This window comes from Roseateles puraquae (assembly GCF_002205845.1).
GTDB lineage: Bacteria > Pseudomonadota > Gammaproteobacteria > Burkholderiales > Burkholderiaceae_C > Pelomonas > Pelomonas puraquae.
In genome coordinates this window covers 1-19,098 of record NZ_NISI01000014.1, presented here as the reverse complement: position 1 = coordinate 19,098, position 19,098 = coordinate 1, and the positions used below count along the sequence as shown (strand labels likewise).

At 69.8% G+C, this 19,098-nt stretch carries 19 protein-coding genes; 16 read left to right on the top strand and 3 right to left on the bottom strand.

Annotation, left to right across the window (positions count from 1 at the left end):
• The first annotated feature begins 17 nt into the window (after positions 1–17).
• The 16 genes from CDO81_RS23735 to CDO81_RS23660 all read left to right on the top strand — a co-directional run bounded on the left by CDO81_RS23735 (position 18) and on the right by CDO81_RS23660 (position 15,162).
• On the top strand, positions 18–884 hold the full coding sequence (locus tag CDO81_RS23735; RefSeq protein WP_088485738.1) for a hydrogenase expression/formation protein: 867 nt from the start codon (positions 18–20) through the stop codon (positions 882–884).
• Between the two features lie 82 nt (positions 885–966).
• Positions 967–1,179, top strand: a complete 213-nt coding sequence (locus tag CDO81_RS23730) for a rubredoxin (RefSeq protein ID WP_088485737.1) — start codon at positions 967–969, stop codon at positions 1,177–1,179.
• Positions 1,176–1,655: a [NiFe]-hydrogenase assembly chaperone HybE gene (hybE, locus tag CDO81_RS23725; protein WP_088485736.1), complete on the top strand. Its 480-nt coding sequence runs from the start codon at positions 1,176–1,178 to the stop codon at positions 1,653–1,655. Before CDO81_RS23730 ends, hybE begins: the two co-directional genes overlap by 4 nt.
• Positions 1,652–2,767 (top strand): hydrogenase formation protein, encoded by a 1,116-nt coding sequence (locus CDO81_RS23720; RefSeq protein WP_088485735.1) that lies wholly within the window; start codon positions 1,652–1,654, stop codon positions 2,765–2,767. The genes hybE and CDO81_RS23720 overlap by 4 nt, the downstream gene beginning before the upstream one ends.
• A complete protein-coding gene (locus CDO81_RS23715) occupies positions 2,760–3,104 on the top strand; it encodes a hydrogenase maturation nickel metallochaperone HypA/HybF (protein ID WP_088485734.1) in 345 nt (114 codons plus the stop codon). Before CDO81_RS23720 ends, CDO81_RS23715 begins: the two co-directional genes overlap by 8 nt.
• A 10-nt stretch (positions 3,105–3,114) precedes the next feature.
• A complete protein-coding gene (gene hypB, locus CDO81_RS23710; protein ID WP_088485733.1) occupies positions 3,115–4,050 on the top strand; it encodes a hydrogenase nickel incorporation protein HypB in 936 nt (311 codons plus the stop codon).
• Positions 4,051–5,169, top strand: coding sequence for a Kae1-like domain-containing protein (locus CDO81_RS23705; protein WP_088485732.1), 1,119 nt, complete (start codon positions 4,051–4,053; stop codon positions 5,167–5,169).
• Positions 5,160–5,387, top strand: coding sequence for a HypC/HybG/HupF family hydrogenase formation chaperone (locus CDO81_RS23700; RefSeq protein ID WP_088485731.1), 228 nt, complete (start codon positions 5,160–5,162; stop codon positions 5,385–5,387). The genes CDO81_RS23705 and CDO81_RS23700 overlap by 10 nt, the downstream gene beginning before the upstream one ends.
• A 1-nt stretch (position 5,388) precedes the next feature.
• Positions 5,389–6,540 carry a hydrogenase formation protein HypD gene (gene hypD / locus CDO81_RS23695; RefSeq protein WP_088485730.1) on the top strand — a complete coding sequence of 384 codons (1,152 nt, stop codon included), beginning with the start codon at positions 5,389–5,391 and terminating at the stop codon, positions 6,538–6,540.
• Positions 6,537–7,589: a hydrogenase expression/formation protein HypE gene (hypE, locus tag CDO81_RS23690; protein ID WP_088485729.1), complete on the top strand. Its 1,053-nt coding sequence runs from the start codon at positions 6,537–6,539 to the stop codon at positions 7,587–7,589. Before hypD ends, hypE begins: the two co-directional genes overlap by 4 nt.
• Before the next feature lie 16 nt (positions 7,590–7,605).
• Entirely contained in the window at positions 7,606–8,094 is a 489-nt protein-coding gene (locus CDO81_RS23685) for a hypothetical protein (RefSeq protein ID WP_088485728.1), read from the top strand.
• Positions 8,091–9,851 carry an enoyl-CoA hydratase-related protein gene (locus CDO81_RS23680; RefSeq protein ID WP_088485727.1) on the top strand — a complete coding sequence of 587 codons (1,761 nt, stop codon included), beginning with the start codon at positions 8,091–8,093 and terminating at the stop codon, positions 9,849–9,851. The genes CDO81_RS23685 and CDO81_RS23680 overlap by 4 nt, the downstream gene beginning before the upstream one ends.
• Before the next feature lies 1 nt (position 9,852).
• Positions 9,853–11,301, top strand: coding sequence for a sigma-54-dependent transcriptional regulator (locus CDO81_RS23675; protein ID WP_088485845.1), 1,449 nt, complete (start codon positions 9,853–9,855; stop codon positions 11,299–11,301).
• A 2-nt stretch (positions 11,302–11,303) separates the two neighbouring features.
• Positions 11,304–12,314 carry an NADH-quinone oxidoreductase subunit B family protein gene (locus tag CDO81_RS23670; protein WP_277596038.1) on the top strand — a complete coding sequence of 337 codons (1,011 nt, stop codon included), beginning with the start codon at positions 11,304–11,306 and terminating at the stop codon, positions 12,312–12,314.
• Positions 12,311–13,771, top strand: a complete 1,461-nt coding sequence (locus CDO81_RS23665) for a nickel-dependent hydrogenase large subunit (protein ID WP_088485726.1) — start codon at positions 12,311–12,313, stop codon at positions 13,769–13,771. Before CDO81_RS23670 ends, CDO81_RS23665 begins: the two co-directional genes overlap by 4 nt.
• Positions 13,772–13,776: 5 nt before the next feature.
• Positions 13,777–15,162 carry a sensor histidine kinase gene (locus tag CDO81_RS23660; protein WP_088485725.1) on the top strand — a complete coding sequence of 462 codons (1,386 nt, stop codon included), beginning with the start codon at positions 13,777–13,779 and terminating at the stop codon, positions 15,160–15,162.
• A gap of 525 nt (positions 15,163–15,687) precedes the next feature.
• Here the strand turns inward: CDO81_RS23660 and CDO81_RS23655 are convergent.
• The 3 genes from CDO81_RS23655 to CDO81_RS23645 all read right to left on the bottom strand — a co-directional run bounded on the left by CDO81_RS23655 (position 15,688) and on the right by CDO81_RS23645 (position 18,930).
• Positions 15,688–16,191 carry a tetratricopeptide repeat protein gene (locus CDO81_RS23655; protein WP_088485724.1) on the bottom strand — a complete coding sequence of 168 codons (504 nt, stop codon included), beginning with the start codon at positions 16,189–16,191 and terminating at the stop codon, positions 15,688–15,690.
• A 74-nt stretch (positions 16,192–16,265) separates the two neighbouring features.
• Positions 16,266–16,937, bottom strand: coding sequence for a PEP-CTERM sorting domain-containing protein (locus CDO81_RS23650; RefSeq protein WP_088485723.1), 672 nt, complete (start codon positions 16,935–16,937; stop codon positions 16,266–16,268).
• 127 nt (positions 16,938–17,064) lie between these two features.
• Positions 17,065–18,930, bottom strand: coding sequence for a CHRD domain-containing protein (locus CDO81_RS23645; RefSeq protein ID WP_088485722.1), 1,866 nt, complete (start codon positions 18,928–18,930; stop codon positions 17,065–17,067).
• Between the last annotated feature and the right edge of the window lie 168 nt (positions 18,931–19,098).

Below are 19,098 nucleotides of genomic sequence, written 5' to 3'. Positions count from 1 at the left end.
TTCACACCACACACCCCATGAAAGACTTCCCCATCCCCGTGCGCAGCATCGGCCCCGGCAGCCAGGTCGAGGACGAGGTGCTGGACTACATGCCCATGCCCCAGGGCATGGAAACCTTCCGCGCGCCGTTGCTGCCGGAACCCGAGCAGTTGGCCGGCCGGCACCGCGCCCACGCCGCCTTGCGTGATGCGCTGGCCCAGCTCGAGGTCGTCTGCCGCGGCGGTGGCAACCGCCATGTGGACCTGGCCGGGCTGGACGCCGACGATCTGGCCCTCGTGAACCAGGTGCTGGGCGAAGGCGAGGTCAGCGCCGTGGTGCACGCGGCTGGCGATGCCGCACTCGGCGTGCAGGTGCAGGAGGCCGTGTTCGCCGGCGTCTGGCGCGTCGTGACCACGGCCCAGGGCCGCGTGGTGTCCGACATTATCGAGCTGGGCCACATCCCCGAGGTGCTCAAGCTTGCGGCCCGCCAGGATGTCGACCCTGTCGTGCCGCGCTGGCAGGGCGGGCTGCCGCCCAATGTGCAGAACGCGCCGGCGCTGCTCGCCGAGATCGAGGACCAGTGGCGCCTGTGGCGCCCGGGCCAGCCGGCGCATGTCGTGAACCTCACGCTGCTGCCCATGTCGGTCGAGGACATTGGCTTCCTTGACCATCACTTGGGCACCGGTCGCGTCCTCATCCTGTCGCGCGGCTACGGCAACTGCCGCATCACGAACACGCACCGGCCCAACACCTGGCGGGTCGTCTACTACAACTCGCAGGACGTCGTGATCCTGAACTCGGTCGAGATCAGCGAGCTGCCCGAGGTGGCTCAAGCCGCCGCCGAGGACCTGGAGGATTCGCTGGAGCGCCTGAAGGAAGTGCTGGCGTGGGTGGAGCAGGCATGAGTGCCGAGCGCCGGGCCGCTCCCAAGCCGGCACGCGTCCCCTCGGGGGACCGACCGCCGTTCGCGGCGGGCGAGGGGCTGTCATGACGTTCGAGGGCAGCTACCTCGGCGACGCAGCGCGGCTGCCGGCTGCGGCGCGGCTGGAGTGCAAGATCTGCTGGTGGGTGTACGACCCGGCGCTGGGCGACGAGGTCTGGCAGGTGGCGCCCGGCACGGCCTTCACCGACCTGCCGCCGCACTGGCGCTGCCCGCAGTGCGACGGCGATGCCGAGCAGTTCATGGTGCTGGCGGCATGAATGAGCTGACGGCACGCGTGCAGGCGCTGGAGGCGCTGTTCCGCCACGTGCAGGCCACGCGCATGGCGGGCGTGCCGGTGCTGAACGCGGCGCTGGCGGTCGAGGCCGTGGGCTTCCAGCCGGTGCCCGTGGAGGCCGGCGAGCCGCCCGCCGCCGTGGGCGTGCTCGTCACGCCATGGTTCATGAACCTCGTCTGGCTGCCGCTGCAGCCCGAGGCCGGCGCGGATCGCGTCGGGCAGGCGAGGGCACGGGACGTGGGGGGCACGAGCTTCGAATTCATCGGCGCGCACGAGCCCGGCCTGGGGGCCTACGAGGCCTGCTCGCTGGCCTCGCCGATGTTCGAGTTCCCCGACCAGGCGCAGGCGCGCGCCACCGCCTGGGCGGTGCTGGCTGAGCTGCGGCCTGCCGCGCCGCAGGCGTCCAGCGCGCGGCGCGGCTTCCTGTTCGGTCGCTCGGCCGTGAAGGCCAGCGCATGACGAGTCTCGACACCCTGGCCGGCGTGGTGCGCCTGCGTCCGGGCCAGGCTCGGCCGGGCAGCGTGCTCAACAACAGGCCCGACTGGGCGGGCACGCTGGCGCGCGGCAAGCTGGCTGCGGAGGTGCCGGGCCTGCTGGCCAGCCTCTACAGCCTGTGCGGCCACGCCCACCGCCTGTGCTCGCAGATGGCACTGCGCGCCGCCGAGCAGGGCGCGGTGGACGCTGACGCTGGTGCGGCCCGTGCGCTGCAGTTGGAGACGCTGTGCGAGCACGCGCGGCGCATCGGGTTGGACTGGCCCGGCGCGCTGTCGCCCGCTGCGGCCAAGGACGCGGCCCTGTCGCTGCGCTGCTGCCCGGTCCTGCGGTCGCGCGAGGCCGATTCCCGGGACACCCGGCTCTGGCTGCAACGCCATCTGCTGGGCATGCCGGCGGCAGACTGGCTTCGCTGCTGGGAGGCCCGGCCCGACTGGTGGGCCGACTGGAGCGCCACCGGCCATGGCTGGCTGCCGGCCCTGGTGCGCAGCGCCCGCTCGGCAGCCGACTGGCCCGTAGCCGCCGCGGAGCCGCTGCATGTGCACGCCGGTACGGTGTCGCTTCGCCAGCTGGCCGCCTGTCTGCGCGAGAACCCTGGCTACACCCGCCAGCCCCGCTGGCATGACGACTGCGCCGAGACCGGCAGCTGGACCCGCCTGCACGACGCCGCCCGCCCCATGCCCACCACGCCCTGGCAGCGCCTGGGCGCCCGCGTGGCCGAGCTGGTGCGGCTGAGCCAGCCCGACGAGCCCGGCCGCAGCGGCAGTGGCTGGCTGGCCTTCGGTGCGCTGCAGATCGCGCCGTGCGAAGGCCTGGCCTGGGTGGAGATGGCGCGCGGCCTGCTCGTGCACCATGCCTGCCTGGACGGTGACGGTCGCGTGGCCGCCTACCGCGTGCTCGCGCCAACGGAGTGGAACTTCCACGCCGAGGGCGCCGTGGCCGCTGCGCTGGAGGGCCTGCGCCCCGCGCATGGCGCGTTCGCGCAGCGCCGCATTGCCGCGCTGATGGCCGCTTACGATCCCTGCGTGCGCTTCGAGGTGGAGACGCAGGCCTTGCAGGAGGAGGGCGCCCATGCATGAAGCCAGCCTGGCCGGCGGCATCCTGAAACTGGTGGAAGACGCCGCGCGACGCGAGGGCTTCCGCCGCGTGTCGGCGCTGCACCTGGAGGCCGGCCGCCTGGCTGGCGTGGAGGTGCGCGCGCTGCGTTTTGCGCTGGAGGCCATCGCCCCGGGTACGGTGCTGCAGGGCGCCAGCATCGCCATCGACGAGCCCGAGGGCCAGGCCTGGTGCCTGCCCTGCGCTGCCACCGTGCCGCTGGCGCGTCGCGGCGACCCCTGCCCCCAATGTTCAAGCCACCAGCTGCAGCCCACCGGCGGGACCGAGCTGCGCGTGGTGGACCTGCTTGTAGATGACTGAGGAGACGACGATGTGTGTGGTGTGCGGATGCGCCGACAGTGGCGAGGCGACGACCAAGACTCATGAACATGCCCACGGGCATGCGCACGACCACGGCCATGTTCACGTGGACCCGACCCATGGCGACCTTCACTTCGGCGCCGGTGCGGCCCGCGTGTCGGTGCCCGGCATGAGCCAGGCACGCACGGTCAAGCTGGAGGCCGACATCCTCGGCGAGAACCGTCGCATCGCGCGGCAGAACCGCCATCACTTCGAGGCCCATGGCGTGACGGCGCTCAACCTGCTGTCCAGCCCCGGCTCGGGCAAGACGACGCTGTTGTGCGCCACCATCGAGGCGCTGAAAGCCCGCGCGCCGGGCGTGGACGTGGCCGTCATCGAGGGCGACCAGCAGACCAGCTTCGACGCCGACCGCATCCGTGCCACCGGCGCGCCGGCCATCCAGGTCAACACCGGCAAGGGCTGCCACCTGGACGCGCCGATGGTGGCCGAGGCCTTCGGCCAGCTGCACAGCCACGATCACCACCATCACCACGACGAGCGGGCCAGCCTGCTCTTCATCGAGAACGTCGGCAACCTCGTCTGCCCGGCGCTGTGGGACCTGGGCGAGGCGGCCAAGGTCGTCGTGCTGTCGGTGACCGAGGGCGAGGACAAGCCGCTGAAGTACCCCGACATGTTCGCCGCCGCCGAGCTGATGGTGCTCAACAAGGTGGACCTGCTGCCGCATCTGCGCTTCGACGTGCAGCGCTGCATCGAGATGGCGCGGCGCGTGAACCCGACGCTGCAGGTGCTGCAGCTGTCGGCGACGACCGGGGAGGGCATGGACGCCTGGCTGGACTGGCTGCTGGAATGGACGGCGCCCGAGGACGACAGCCAGGCCGCGCTGCGCGCCCGCGTGGCGGCGCTCGAAGCCGAGCTGGCCCAGGCCCGCGCCGCACTGGAGCGCTGAATGCCAGCCGTGCTCGCCTTCGGCGCCTGGCTGAAGAACGCCGCCTGCCTGCGGGCCGACGGCCGGGCGCAGTGGTCGGCCGTGCACGGCGACCTGGGCGACCCGGAGGCCTGCCGCGCGCTGGAGGCGTCGGTGCGCCAGCTCTTCGCGCAATCGCCAGAGCTGGTCGCGGCCGTGGCGCACGACCTGCACCCGGACTTCTTCAGCACCCGTCTCGCGCTGGAACTGGCTGCCGAGTGGGGTGTGCCGGCCGTGGCCGTGCAGCACCACCACGCCCACATCGGCGTGGTGATGGCCGACCACGGCGTGGACGAGCCCGTCGTCGGCCTGGCGCTGGATGGCGTGGGCCTGGGCACCGATGGCACGGCCTGGGGTGGCGAGCTGCTGTGGGTGGCGCCCGGCGAATGGCGCCGCCTCGGCGGGCTGTGGCCGCTGCAGCTGCCCGGCGGCGACGTGGCGGCCCGCGAGCCTTGGCGCATGGCCGCGGCGGTGCTGCATGCGCTGGGCCGTGGCGGCGAGATCGAGGGCCGCTTCGGCCCGGTGGTGGGGGTGCCTGCCGCCAAGGGTGTGCAGCGCATGCTGGCGGCGAACCTGAACTGCCCCGTCACCAGCAGCACCGGCCGCTGGTTCGACGCCGCCGCCGGCGCGCTGGGCCTGAGCGTGCGCCAGGCTCACGAGGCCGAGGCGGCCATCGCGCTGGAAAAGCTCGCCGCCCGGCACCTGGCCCAGGCCACCGTGCAGCCACGTACCGATCTGATCGACTCGCAGGCTTTGCAGCGCCTCGACCTGCGCCCGCTGCTGGCCCGCCTGCTCGACAGCCCCGAGCCCGCCGAAGCCGCAGCGCACGCTGCATGGTTCCACGTGTCGCTCGCCCAGGCCCTGGCCGACTGGGCTGCCGCTGCCGCCCGCGAAACCGGCACGCGCACCGTCTGCCTTGGCGGCGGCTGCTTTTTCAACGCGGTGCTGACCGAGCATGTCGTGCGCCGCCTGGTGTCGCACGGCCTGCGCGTGCTCGGCACTCGCTCCACCAACTGCGGCGATGCCGGCCTGGCGCTGGGCCAGGCCTGGGTCGCCGCCCACCAACTCGTCATCTCACCCGAGGCCGCCGCATGTGCCTAGCCATTCCCACCCGATTGATCGAGATCCGCCCCGGCGCGCAGGCCCTGGTGGACCTGGGCGGCATCCGCAAGGAAATTTCCATTGCCCTCGTGCCCGAGGCCGCCGTTGGTGACTACGTCATCGTCCATGTCGGCCACGCCATCGGCCTGATCGACCCCGAGGAAGCCGAGCGCACCTTGCGCATGTTCGGCGAGCTGACGGCGCAGGAAGCGAGCTGACATGAAGTACATCGACGAGTTCCGCGACGGCGACATCGCCCGCAAGATTGCCGAGCGCCTGCGCGCCGAAGCGCTGCCGGGCCGGCAGTACAGCTTCATGGAGTTCTGCGGCGGCCACACGCACGCCATCTCGCGCTACGGCGTGGCCGAGCTGCTGCCGCCCAATGTGCGCATGGTGCACGGCCCGGGCTGCCCGGTCTGCGTGCTGCCCATCGGCCGCATCGACCTCGCTATCCAGCTGGCGCTGGAACGCGACGCCATCGTCTGCACCTATGGCGACACCATGCGCGTGCCGGCGTCCGACGGCCTGTCGCTGGTCAAGGCCAAGGCGCGCGGCGGCGACATCCGCATGGTCTATTCGGCGGCGGACGCGCTGCAGATCGCACGCCAGAACCCGCAGCGCGAGGTCGTGTTCTTCGCCATCGGCTTCGAGACGACGACGCCGCCGACGGCGCTGGCCATCCGCACGGCCGAACGCGAGGGCCTGGCCAACTTCAGCGTGCTGTGCTGCCATGTGCTGACGCCCTCGGCCATCACCCACATCCTCGAAAGCCCCGAGGTGCGCCAGTACGGCACCGTGCCCCTCGACGGCTTCGTCGGCCCCGCCCACGTCAGCATCGTCATCGGCTCGGCGCCCTACGACCACTTCGCCGAGGAATACCGCAAGCCGGTCGTCATCGCCGGCTTCGAGCCGCTGGACGTGATGCAGGCCGTGCTGATGCTGGTGCGCCAGGTCAACGAAGGGCGGGCCGAGGTGGAGAACGAGTTCACCCGCGCCGTCACGCCGGAGGGCAACCTCACCGCGCAGACGTTGGTGTCCGAGATGTTCGAGCTGCGCACCAGCTTCGAGTGGCGGGGCCTGGGCGAGGTGCCCTACAGCGCGCTGAAGATCCGGCCCGCCTACGCGGCCTTCGACGCCGAACGTCGCTTCGAACTGGGCTACCGCTCGGTGGCCGACAACAAGGCCTGCGAGTGCGGCGCCATCCTGCGCGGCGTGAAGAAGCCGACCGACTGCAAGATCTTCGGCACCGTCTGCACACCCGAGAACCCGGTCGGCTCCTGCATGGTGTCGTCGGAAGGCGCCTGCGCGGCGCACTACTCCTACGGGCGCTTCCGCGACATTCCGGTCCGCGTCGAGAGGGCTGCGGCATGACGACGCGCAAGGACTACACACGGCCGCTGGACATCAAGCATGGCCGTGTCGACATGGGCCACGGCGCCGGTGGCCGTGCGGCGGCGCAGCTGATCGAGGAAGTCTTCGTCAAGGCCTTTGACAACCCCTACCTGCGCCAGGGCAACGACGGCGCCGCGCTGGCCATCCCGGCCGGCCACCGCCTCGTGATGGCGACGGACGCCCACGTCGTGTCGCCGTTGTTCTTCCCTGGCGGCGACGTCGGCTGCCTGAGCGTGCACGGCACGATCAACGACGTGGCCATGTGCGGCGCCCGCCCGCTCTATCTGACGGCCAGCTTCATCCTGGAAGAGGGCTTCCCGCTGGCCGAGCTGAAGCGCATCGTCGACTCGATGGCGGCCGCCGCGCGCGAGGCCGGCGTACCGGTCGTCACCGGCGACACCAAGGTCGTCGAGAAGGGCAAGGGCGACGGCGTCTTCATCAGCACCACCGGCCTGGGCGTCGTGCCGCAGGGCGTCGACGTGGGTGGTGCCAACGCCCGCCCGGGCGACGTGATCCTGCTGTCCGGCACCATCGGCGACCACGGCGTGGCGGTGCTGTCCAAGCGCGAGTCGCTGGAGTTCGAGACCACCATCGCCTCCGACACTGCGGCCCTGCACACCCTGGTGGCGGCCATGCTGGAAGCCGCGCCGGGCGGCGTGCGCGTGCTGCGCGACCCGACGCGCGGCGGCCTGGCGACGACGCTGAACGAGATCGCCCGCCAGTCCGGTGTCGGCATGCTGCTCGACGAGGCGGCCATCCCGGTGCTGCCCCAGGTCGACGCGGCCTGCGAGCTGCTGGGCCTGGACCCGCTCTACGTCGCCAACGAGGGCAAGCTGGTGGCCGTCTGCGCGCCCGAGGCGACCGAGGTTGTGCTGGCGGCCATGCGCGCCCACCCGCGTGGCGCGGCGGCGGTGCGCATCGGCAGCGTGACCGAAGACCCGCACCACTTCGTGCAGATGGCCACGCGCTTCGGCGGCCGCCGTGTCGTCGACTGGCTCAGCGGCGAGCAGCTGCCGCGCATCTGCTGACCGGCCCGCGAACGGCATGAACCGGGCCGACGACAGCGTCTACCGCAAGACCGCACGGGGCGTGGCGGCACTCGCCACGCGCTCCGGCGCGCTCGCACCGCGCGCCCGGATGGCGTTGATCCTCGTCAACGGCCACGACTCGCTTGCGCTGCTGGCGGGCAAGCTGGGGGCGGATGCGGTGGCGCTGGTGGAGATGCTGTTCGACGGAAGGCTGATCGAGGAGGTGGTGGCCGCGCCCGTCCCGGCGCCACCTGCGCCGCCACCCGCCCCGGTGGTCCCTGCCGACGAGCGTCTGGCATCACTGAAGCGCAAGGCCATCGTCCGGCTCACGCCGCATTTCGGCCCCGATGTCGATGTCGTCTGCCGCCCGCTGCTGGCGGCAGCCACGAACGAGGCCTACGGTACGGCGCTGGCCGCGATCGAGTCCAAGCTGGCCATCTATCTCGGCCGCAAGGGCGCCGGCAGCCTGCTCGCCGACCTGCGCCCCGGGGGCGATCTGCCATGACCGCGCCCCTGCGCATCCTGCTGCTCTGCCACAGCTTCAACAGCCTGACGCAGCGGCTGTTCGTCGAGCTGGGCGCCCTCGGATATGCGCTGGCCGTCGAGTTCGACATCGCCGACCGTGTCACCGAGGAGGCGGTGGAGCTCTTCCAGCCGCAACTGGTCGTCGCGCCCTTCCTGAAGCGGCGCATCCCCGAGTCGGTGTGGACGCGGCTGCCCTGCCTCGTCGTCCACCCCGGCCCGCCGGGTGATCGTGGGCCTTCGGCGCTGGACTGGGCGGTGCTCGAAGGGCGGGCGGAGTGGGGCGTCACGGTGCTGCAGGCCAATGCCGAGTTCGATGCCGGCCCGGTCTGCGACCATGGCCATGTGGCCATGCGCGCTGCGTCCAAGGGCAGCCTCTACCGCCGCGAGGTGGCTGAGGCCGCCGTGCAGGCCGTGCTGCGCGCGCTGGCGCGCTTCGCCGAGGGTGGCGCGAGCGCGCCGGTTGCGGCGGCGGCAGCGGCCGGCACGTGGCGGCCCGCGATGCCGCAGTCGGAGCGGCGCATCGACTGGCAGCAGGACGGCAGCGCCCGCGTGCTCGCCAAGCTGCGCAGCGCCGATGGCCAGCCCGGCGTCGCCGACGAGCTGTTCGGCCATGCCTGCCACCTGAGCGACGGCCATGCCGCCAGCGTGGCCCTTCTGGCCTCGTTGCCGCCTGGCCTGCCGGGCGAGCTGCTGGCCCGCCGCGATGGCGCGCTGCTGCGCCGCACCGTTGACGGTGCGGTCTGGATCGGCCAGGCGCGCGCCGCGTCGGCCTGCGGCGACGGCCAGCCCTTCAAGCTGCCCGCCGCGCTGGCCTTCGCCGCCCAGGCGGAGCGCCTGCCCCAGCTGCCCGTGCCTCTGGAGCGCCCCGACGACGAATGGGGCGAGCTGCGCTACCGCGAGTCCGGCCCGCCGGGCGGGCGGCTCGGCTGCCTGTCCTTCGACTTCCACAACGGCGCGATGTCCACCGCCCAGTGCGAGCGGCTGCTGGCGGCGCTGCGCGAGGTGAAGCGCCGCGACACGCGGGTGCTGCTGCTGCTGGGCGGTGGCGACTTCTTCAGCAACGGCATCCACCTGAACTGCATCGAGGCCGCCGCCCACCGCCCGGGCGACAGTGCCGCCGACGAGTCCTGGCGCAACATCAACGCGATGGACGATGTGGCGTTGGAGCTGATCACGACGACGGACCGGTTGACCGTGGCCGTGCTGCGCGGCAATGCCGGTGCCGGCGGTGCCTTCCTGGCGCTGGCCGCCGACGAGGTCTGGGCCCACCGCGGCGTGGTGCTGAACCCGCACTACAAGAACATGGGCAATCTCTATGGCTCGGAGTACTGGACCTATCTGCTGCCGCGCCGGCTGGGTGCCGACGGCGCCCGGGCGCTGATGCGGCGGCGCCTGCCGCTGGGCGCGGCCGAGGCGGCGCGCCTGGGCCTGATCGACCGCTGTGTCGACGCCGACGCGACCGCCTTCGAGGCGGGCGCCATCCTCGACGGCGAGGCCCTGGCCCTGTCGCACAATCTGGCGCAGCGCATCGCTGCCAAGCAGCAAGCGCGCCACGCCGACGAGGCGCGCCGCCCGCTCGCCGCCTACCGCCAGGACGAACTCTCCCGCATGCACCGCAACTTCTACGGTTTCGATCCCAGCTATCACGTGGCGCGCTACCACTTCGTCCACAAGCTGCCGCAGGCCTGGACGCCGCGCCACCTTGCCGTGCACCGCGAGCGCGGCGCCGCTGCCTGACATGAGCCTGGCGCTGTCCCTGCCGGTGGTGCTGGTCGTCGACGACGAGGTGCGCTCGCAGGATGCGATGCGCCGCACGCTGGACGAGGATTTCGTCGTGCTCACCGCCAGCGGCGCCGACGAGGCCCGCGTGCACCTGGAGCGCCAGGACGTCAGCGTCATCCTGTGCGACCAGCGCATGCCCGGCCTGACCGGCGTGGCCTTCCTGAAGGAGGTACGCGAGCGCTGGCCCGACACGGTGCGCATCGTCATCTCGGGCTACACCGACTCCGAGGACATCATTGCCGGCATCAACGACGCCGGCATCTACCAGTACATCCTCAAGCCCTGGATTCCCGAGCACCTGCTGGGCACGGTGCGCAACGCCGCCGAGGCGCGCACGCTGCAGCGCGACATGCACCGGCTGGACCTGGAGCTGCGCACCAGCACGCCGGTGCTGCGCCAGCGCGCCGAGCGCAAGCTGGAGCGCGCCCGCGCCACCTTCGACTTCGACCGCATCGAGCGCCTGGCCGGCAGCCCGATGGATGCCGTCTGTGCGCTCGCCGAGCGCATGGCGAGGGTGGATCTGAGCGTGCTGGTGCAGGGCGAGTCTGGCACGGGCAAGGAGCTGCTGGCCCGCGCCATGCACTACGCCAGCCCGCGGGCCGCGGGCGCCTTCGTCGTCGAGAACTGCGCGGCGCTGACCGACACGCTGCTGGAGTCCGAACTCTTCGGCCACAAGCGCGGCGCCTTCACCGGCGCCTTCGACGACCACATCGGCCTGTTCCAGCGCGCCGACGGCGGCACCATCTTCCTCGACGAGATCGGCGAGACCTCGCCCGCCTTCCAGCTGCGCCTGCTGCGAGTGCTGCAGGAGGGCGAGGTGAGGCCGGTGGGCGCGACGCGGGTGGTGCCGGTGGACGTGCGCGTCATCGCCGCCACCCACCGCGACCTGGAGCAGCGTGTGCGTGAAGGACTGTTCCGCGAAGACCTGTACTACCGCATCGCCTGCGTCACGCTGACCGTGCCGCCGCTGCGCGAGCGCAGTGGCGACATCGGCCCCATCACGCGCCGCCTGCTGGCCGACGTGGCGCCCGCGCTTGGCCGGCCGCAGGCCCGGCTGGGCGATGACGCGCTGGCGGCGCTGCTGGCCTATCCCTGGCCGGGCAACATCCGCGAGCTGCGCAATGAGATCTCGCGCGCGGTGGCGTTGAGCGACGGCGATGCGATCAATGCGTCGGCATTCTCTTCGCGCGTGCTGCAGGGCCAGGCGGGGATCAGCGTGCAGGCGCAGTCGCAGGCGCTGCCGTCCAGCGGCACGCTGGTCGAGCGGCTGGATGCCGTGGAGGCCATGCTGCTGCGCGAGACCCTGCTGCGCCACCGCTGGAACAAGACGCGGGCGGCGCTGGAGCTGGGGCTGTCGCGCGTGGGGCTGCGCGGCAAGATGAAGCGCTTCGGGCTGGAGGACTGAGAGTGGAACGTCAGCCGTTCAACGTGCTCTGGCTGCAGTCGGGTGGCTGCGGTGGCTGCAGCATGTCGCTGCTGTGCGCCGACACGACCGATTTCCACGGCCAGCTGCGCGACGCGGGCATCCACCTGCTCTGGCACCCGTCGCTGTCGCTGGAGACCGGCGGCAGCGTCGTCGCCTTGCTGAACGATGTGCTCGAAGGCCGGATGCGGCTGGACGCGCTGTGCGTGGAAGGCGCGCTGCTGCGCGGCCCCAACGGCACGGGGCGCTTCCACGTGCTGGCCGGCACGGGGCTGCCGATGATCCACTGGGTGCAGCGGCTGGCGGAGGTGGCGGGTGTCGTCGCGGCCATCGGCAGCTGTGCGGCCTGGGGCGGCATCACCGCCGGCGGTGCCAACCCGACCGACGCCTGCGGCCTGCAGTACGAGGATGACCGCATCGGCGGCCTGCTGGGCGCGGGCTTCCGGTCTAAGCAGGGCCTGCCGGTCGTCAACGTGGCGGGCTGCCCGACGCACCCGGGCTGGGTCATGGACACGCTGATGGCGCTGGCGGCGGGCGAGCTTCAGGCCGAGTCGCTCGACGCGCTGGGCCGGCCGCGCCTGTATGCCGACCAGCTCGTGCACCACGGCTGCACGCGCAACGAGTTCTACGAGTTCAAGGCCAGCGCCGAAAAGCCGTCGGACCTGGGCTGCATGATGGAACACATGGGCTGCAAGGGCACCCAGGTGCATGCCGACTGCAACACGCGGCTGTGGAATGGCGAGGGCTCCTGCACGCGCGGCGGCTACGCCTGCATCGCCTGCACCGAGCCGGGCTTCCAGGAGCCCGGCCATCCTTTCCACGAGACGCCCAAGATCGCCGGCATCCCCATCGGCCTGCCCACCGACATGCCCAAGGCCTGGTTCGTGGCGCTGGCCTCGCTGTCCAAGTCGGCCACGCCCAAGCGCGTGAAACTCAACGCCACGGCCGACCACCGCGTCGTCACGCCGGCCATCCGCAAGACCCGCCTGAAATGAAGCGCCTGCTCGTCGGTCCTTTCAACCGCGTGGAAGGTGACCTGGAGGTCACGCTCGACATCGCCGACGGCCGCGTGCGCGCGGCGCATGTCAACGCGCCGATGTACCGTGGCTTCGAGCAGATCCTGCAGGGCAAGGCCCCGCACGACGCGCTGGTCTATGTGCCGCGCATCTGCGGCATCTGCTCGGTGTCGCAGTCCGTCGCGGCGGCGCATGCGCTGGCCGACCTGGCCGGCGTGGCGATGCCGGCGAACGGTCGCCACGTCACCAACACCATCCTGGCCATCGAGAACCTGGCCGACCACCTGAGCCACTTCTACCTGTTCTTCATGCCCGACTTCGCCCGCGCCGTCTACGCCGGCCGGCCCTGGCATGCGGAGGCGGTGGAGCGCTTCCTGCCGGATCGGGGCGAGCAAACGCGCAAGGCGATTGCCGCGCGCCAGCGCTGGTTCGAGCTGCTGGGCACCCTGGCGGGCAAATGGCCGCACACCCAGGGGCTGGAGCCGGGCGGCTCGTCCCGCGCCGTCGAGCCTGCCGAGCGCACGCGGCTGCTCGCGCGGGTGCGTGAGTTCCGCGGTTTCCTGGAGCGCGAGCTGTTCGGCGGCACGCCGCTGGAAGCGTTCGATGTGCTGCCCGACGAGGACGCGCTGTGGGCCTGGCATGCGCAGCAGCCCGAGCGCGGCGACTTCCGCCTCTTCCTCAGTGCCATGCTGGACCCGGCGCTGGCAGCGCTCGGCCCGGGGCCGGGGCGCTACCTGAGCTACGGCGCCTACCCGCAGCCCGAAGGCGGCCACGCCTTGGCGGCGGGCGTCTGGGATGCGGCGCTGGGTGCCCTGCAGCCGCTGGACACCGCCGTCATCACCGAGGACGCCACGCACGCCTGGTTGCTGGACGCCGGTGGCCCGCGCCACCCACGCGAGGGCGTGACCGAACCCGACGCCGACAAGCCTGGCGCCTACACCTGGAACAAGGCGCCGCGGCTGGCCGGGCAGGTGGTGGAGACCGGTGCCATCGCCCGCCAGCTCGCTGCGGGCCATCCGCTGGTGCTGGACGCAGTTCGTCGCCACGGCGGCACCGTGTTCACGCGCGTGCTGGCCCGCGTGCTGGAGCTGGCGCGCGTGGTGCCGCTGATCGAAGCCTGGCTGCGCGCCCTGGAGCCCGGCCAGCCGTATTGCGAGCCCACGCGCCTGCCGCAGGACGGCGAAGGCATGGGCCTGAACGAGGCGGCGCGTGGCGCGCTGGGGCACTGGGTGCAGGTGCGCGGCGGGCGCATCGCCAACTACCAGATCGTGGCGCCCACGAGCTGGAACTTCTCGCCACGCGACGCGGCCGGCACGCCCGGCGCGCTGGAGCAGGCGCTCGTCGACACGCCGGTGCAGGACGGCGAGGACACGCCGGTGGCGGTGCAGCACGTCGTGCGCTCCTTCGACCCGTGCATGGTCTGCACCGTTCATTGACCGCCATGCCCCCGCGCCGCCGCATCGACACCCAGCCCCCCGCGCCTCCGCAAGGCATGGATGACGCCGCCTGGGTGGACGTGATCCAGAAGATGGACGAGGTCTACTCCCAGCTCGTCACCGACGAGATCGAGCTGGAGAAGAAGAACGCCGAGCTGGAGCAGTCGCAGCAGTTCATCTTCAGCGTGCTGTCGGCGATGTCGGATGTGCTGGTGGTCTGCGACGCGCAGGGCTTGATCGAGGAAACCAATGCGGCGCTGTGCGAGCTCGTGGGCCGCACGGACCAGCAGCTGCGGGGCACCTCGCTCTACGACCTGCTGGCCGACGAGGCCAGCGTGGCCGCCGCCCGCGCCGTGATGGGCAACCGCAGCCCGACGCGGCGCGGCGACTCGATCGAGCTGAACCTGCGCGGCACCGGGGGCGACAGCGTGCCGGTCGACGCCAACTGCACGCCGCGTTTCGCGGCCTCGCAGCGCCGCGTGGGCACGGTACTGGTGGCGCGCCCCACCGCCGAGATCCGCCGCGCCTACCAGGAGCTGCGCACGGCGCACGAAGCCCTCAAGCGCACCCAGCAGCAGCTGCTGCACTCCGAGAAGATGGCGTCGCTTGGCCGCCTGGTGGCCGGCGTGGCCCATGAGCTGAACAACCCCATCAGCTTCGTCCTCGGCAATGTGCATGCGCTCTCGCGCTACAGCGAGCGTCTGCGCGACTACCTGCACGCCGTGCACGAGGGCCTGACGCCGGCCGAGCTGCAGGCCCTGCGCACCAAGCTTCGCGTGCCTCACATCCTGGACGATCTGCCCTCGCTGCTGGAGGGCACCATCGAAGGCGCGCAGCGCACGGCCGACATCGTCAACGGGCTCAAGCGCTTTTCGGCGGTAGACACCGAAACCCGCCAGGAAGTGGACCTGAACAAGGTGGTGGACCGCTCGGTGCTGTGGGTCAGCAAAGGCGCGCCGCGCGACCTGCAGCTGAACTGGCAGCCGGGCGAGCCGCACCTGGTGCGCGGCAACGCCGGCCAGTTGCAGCAGGTCGTCATGAACCTCCTGGAGAACGCACTGGACGCCATCGCCGAGCGCCCTGGCCAGACGCCGCAGCTGAGCATCGCCATCGACGCCATGCCCTCGCACTACCTGCTGCGCGTGGACGACAACGGGCCGGGCATCCCGGAGGTCAACCTATCCCGCATCTTCGACCCCTTCTTCACCACCAAGCCGGTGGGCAAGGGCACCGGGCTAGGGCTATCGATCAGCTACGGCATCGTTGAGCAGCATGGGGGTGTGTTGCTTGCGTCGAATCGTCTGGAGGGCGGGGCTAGATTCGAAGTGCGTCTCCCCGCCTCTGAACTCAGCAGGGTCGGTACCCCTCCGAATGGGGAGATATTTCGGTAAGCAATGGAATAGACGCACCAATTCGCAAACGGCATTGAGTTGCCACCTTGGAAGTCTCCGCAGGCTACCACGCCAGCCGGCAGCGGTGCCAACCTGCAGGAAGTCTCGTGCGATCCGCCCACCACGGATCTCCGCGAAGTTGAAGACCGCCGCTCTGTCGCTCGGCACAATGGTGGATTGAATCGCCCCACGATATCGAGCGGGCTCAACACTCTGAGAGGATTGAGCTAAGAGCAAGTCGAACAAGTTCTCGCCCGAGATGCGTGAGCGCGCGGTGAGGAAGGTGCAGAAATGCCCAGGAGAACACCCGTCGGGGTACACGGCCATCGTGACCATCGAACTCGAGACCAGCCGCTGCCGCAGACGCTGAACGAATAGGTTAACCGCGCTGACGTCGATGCCTGTGTGCGTGAGGGCGTTACGACCAGCGAGGCCTAGCATGTGAAGAAACTCGAACGCGAGATGCATAAGGCCCTGAGCCAATCGCGCGCAAACCTGCAATCCACAATGGGCCCGAAGAAGCGCTCACCCCCCCTTGGCGACGTACTTGTTGCCGTTGGCTTGGAAGCGCGAGATGGACTCCTTTAGATCCGCGAGTTGCTCGCAGCCCATCCTGCACTCTGCTGCTAGCAGAGCCAAGCGTTCCTGGGCCTTAGTCAGGTCGCCCTTCATGAGGTAGAGCTCACCCGAATACTCGAGTGCGTTCCTATGATGGGGATCGATGCGAAGCGCAGTGTCGTAGTAGCGCTCCGAGGCAGTCAGATCGGGGTTCGCTGACTTACGCAGCGTATAGCCCATCAGGTTGTTCCAGTCGGCGCTACCACGGTCATCGACGCGTTTCAACTCGGCCAGCGCCGCGGCCCACTGACGGGACTCGATAAGACTGCGAGCTGTAGCGAGGCGATTGAGGGCAGTAGCGGGACCAGTGGCAGCGATAGGCGGCGACATGTCGGCCGCACGAGCCGTTTGGCAGATCAACGGAAGGACAAGGGCAGTGGCCGCGAGGCTCTTCGTCATCATTGATTTCATATTCAGCTCCTAGGTTGTCAAACGCGCTTGAACGGCAAGACGACCTGTGAAGGCCGACTTGCCTGCTCAGTCGATCAAGCCTTCTTGCGGCGCCGGATGGCGGCAACGCCTGTAAGGCCGGCGCCAATCAGGGCGAGTGAGGAGGGCTCGGGCACCGTAGCGACAAAGTTGTCCGCGGTGAAACGGGGGAGCTCGTCGATGGCCGCTTGTCCGGTCGGTGAGGCAATACGCGCCAGGATGCTCAGATCCGCGGAAGCACTATTCAGGTTCGTCGAAAACACGAGGCGGTTCACGTCGAGGGCGCTGTTCTTGTAGATGAAGAAACCAGCCCCATCAGTGTCGATGCGGTTCGCAATGACGTTGGCTGCGGTGCCCGCGGCGAACGGTGTGGCCGGGTTGTTGTCATTGTCGAAGTCCTGCAACACGATGACGTTGAAACCCGAGCTCGGAATGCCACTGGACGGGGCATTGAGGAAGCTCAGGCTGGTCACGCCATAGGCGCTGAAGGCCTTCAGGTCGAAAACGAAGCTGTCGTTCTGCGTGGAGAAGCCGGGCAGGGTCCGTTCCTGACCAGCAAAGATCTGACGGCCTGGCGTGGTGAGCGCGGTGCTACCAGCAAACGGGTCAGTATTCAAGAGCACCGGATCAGCGCTGGCGTTCTTGTGGGCCGCGACTGCCATCACGAGCAGCGAGGCAAACGCGACCGTGCGCGTGGCCGAGGTACGACTGAGAGAAACAGATTTCATTCGGATTCCTTGAGGTTGCACGTAAGAGAGGTGGGCACAGGGCCCACCCGTGAGACCTACGCGCCTTGGGCTGCGACGGACTACCCCTAGAACAGGTGGTTCGGCCGCCGCGAGGTGGCGTGGGCGACTACTGCAGAGAGAGCTGACCGCGAATTTCGCCGGCGGGCAGCGTTGCCGAATGTGCGTTGACGTACATGCCGCCCGTCATCAGTTGCTGCGCTTGGGAGGCAGTGAACACGGCACCAGCCGCCGGGCCAAAGATGCCGCTCTGCGGCTGAAGCTCACTGAAGGCAAGGACGATTGGCCCGTTGGTTCCGACAGGCGCCGCATGGATATGTGCCGCCGTCGCCGCGATGCCAGTGAGTCTGAAGGTGCCCTTGATCTCCCGCGTGAAGGGGGTCATGGAGAACAGCGCACGGCCTGACGCGGTCGAGGTGTTTGCAGGAACTTCCTGGCTCCCCGCGGCGGCGGCTGCCAGGACCCACAGGCCAGCCTGGCCGCGGATCTCGCCAGTCGGATGCGCAGCGCTGTGAGCGTTAAAGTACATCCCACCCGATCGCAGACTATCCAGCTGCGCCGCGGTGATGCTGCCGTTGGCCAGCATGAAATGGTCTCCTGTGCCGGCGTCTGTCAACGGGAACGTCACGGGACCATCCGTGCCGAGCGCAGCCGTATGGATGTGAGCCAGCGTGGCCTTGAGGCCGGTGATGGTCAGGTCCGCGGTGAGACTCAACGTCTCCGGATCGACAATCGCGAAGGCTTTCCCGGTGGCGTTGGTCGCGATGACTGCCGTCTCTTGTGCGCCGGTGAGGCTCGCGTTATAGACCTCACGACCGACCTGCCCACGGATCTCGCCGCCGGTGAATGTGGCCGAGTGCGCGTTGGCATACATGCCGCCGGTGAGGAAAGCTTGGGCTTTGGTCGCGTCGAGGACGGTGTTCGCAGGGACAGCCCAGATGCCGCTGCCGGCGGTGGATTCAGTGAGCGGCACGCTGACGGCGCCATTGACGCCCACAGCGCCCGTGTGCAGATGCGCCGCCGTTGCGGTGACATCGGACACCGTGAAATTGCCAGTGAGGCCGCGTGTCACGGGGTCGTAGACGAAGACGCCTTTGCCTGTCGCTGAAGAGGTGGTGCTGGGCACCTCTTGCATGCCCGATGCAAAGGCGTAGAGCACCCGTCGGCCGATCTGACCTCGCACCTCGCCGTTGGGGTTGGCTGCGCTGTGCGCGTTGAAATAGAGGCCACCACTGCGCAGCGCATCAACGTCGGACGGGCTCAATACCGTGTTGTCAGGGATCACGAAGTGGTCGTGGCCACCATGGTCCGTCAACGGCACCAGGACTGCGCCGTTGTTGCCGACGGCACCAGTGTGGATGTGAGCAGCCGTCGCGGTGATGCCGGCAAGTTCTACTTCGCCGCTGATCGCGCGTGTTGCTGGGTTTAGCACCACGTAACCCTGGCCGGTCGCGGCGGAGGTCACCGCAGGGTTCTCCTGGCTTCCATTCAGGCGTGCCACGTAGACCTCGCGGCCCAGTTGCCCGCGAATCTCACCATTCGGGTTGGCCGAGCTGTGGATATTGACGTAGAGCTGACCTGCATCGAGGCTGGCCAGTTGTTCCGGAGTGAGTACCGTCGCCGCCAAAGTCACGTCGTAGTTCGCAGCGATGGAGAGCGGGATGGCAACGGCGCCTGCCGTTCCGGCCGCGCCGAGATGGATGTGCGCAGCGGTTGGGATCACGCCATCGACCTTGATGGTGCCACTGAGCGTGCGGGTGGATCGCGTGAGCGAGAAGGTCGCTACACCAGTCGCGCCACTGTTCACACGAACCGGTACTTCCTGGTCGCCGGTCATCGTGGCCGTGATGGTTTCCGGCGGCTGGGACATCGGGGCGCTTTGGTAGCTGCTGCCACCGCCTCCGCAGCCGGTCAGGGCAAATGCAACAAGGCCAGCGGCGCACAGCGCGCGTCGCGACAAGCTTTCAACTTTCATGAGGTGCTTCCATGGTTGGGACAGGCGAGCCGATGTGGCTACCGAGGTACATACGGAGCACCGTTCAAGACGGACTGAATCGCCCCGGGTTTCGAGGAGGCTCAACACTCTGAGAGGATTGAGCCATGAGCAAGTCGAACAAGTTCTCGCCCGAGGTGCGTGAGCGCG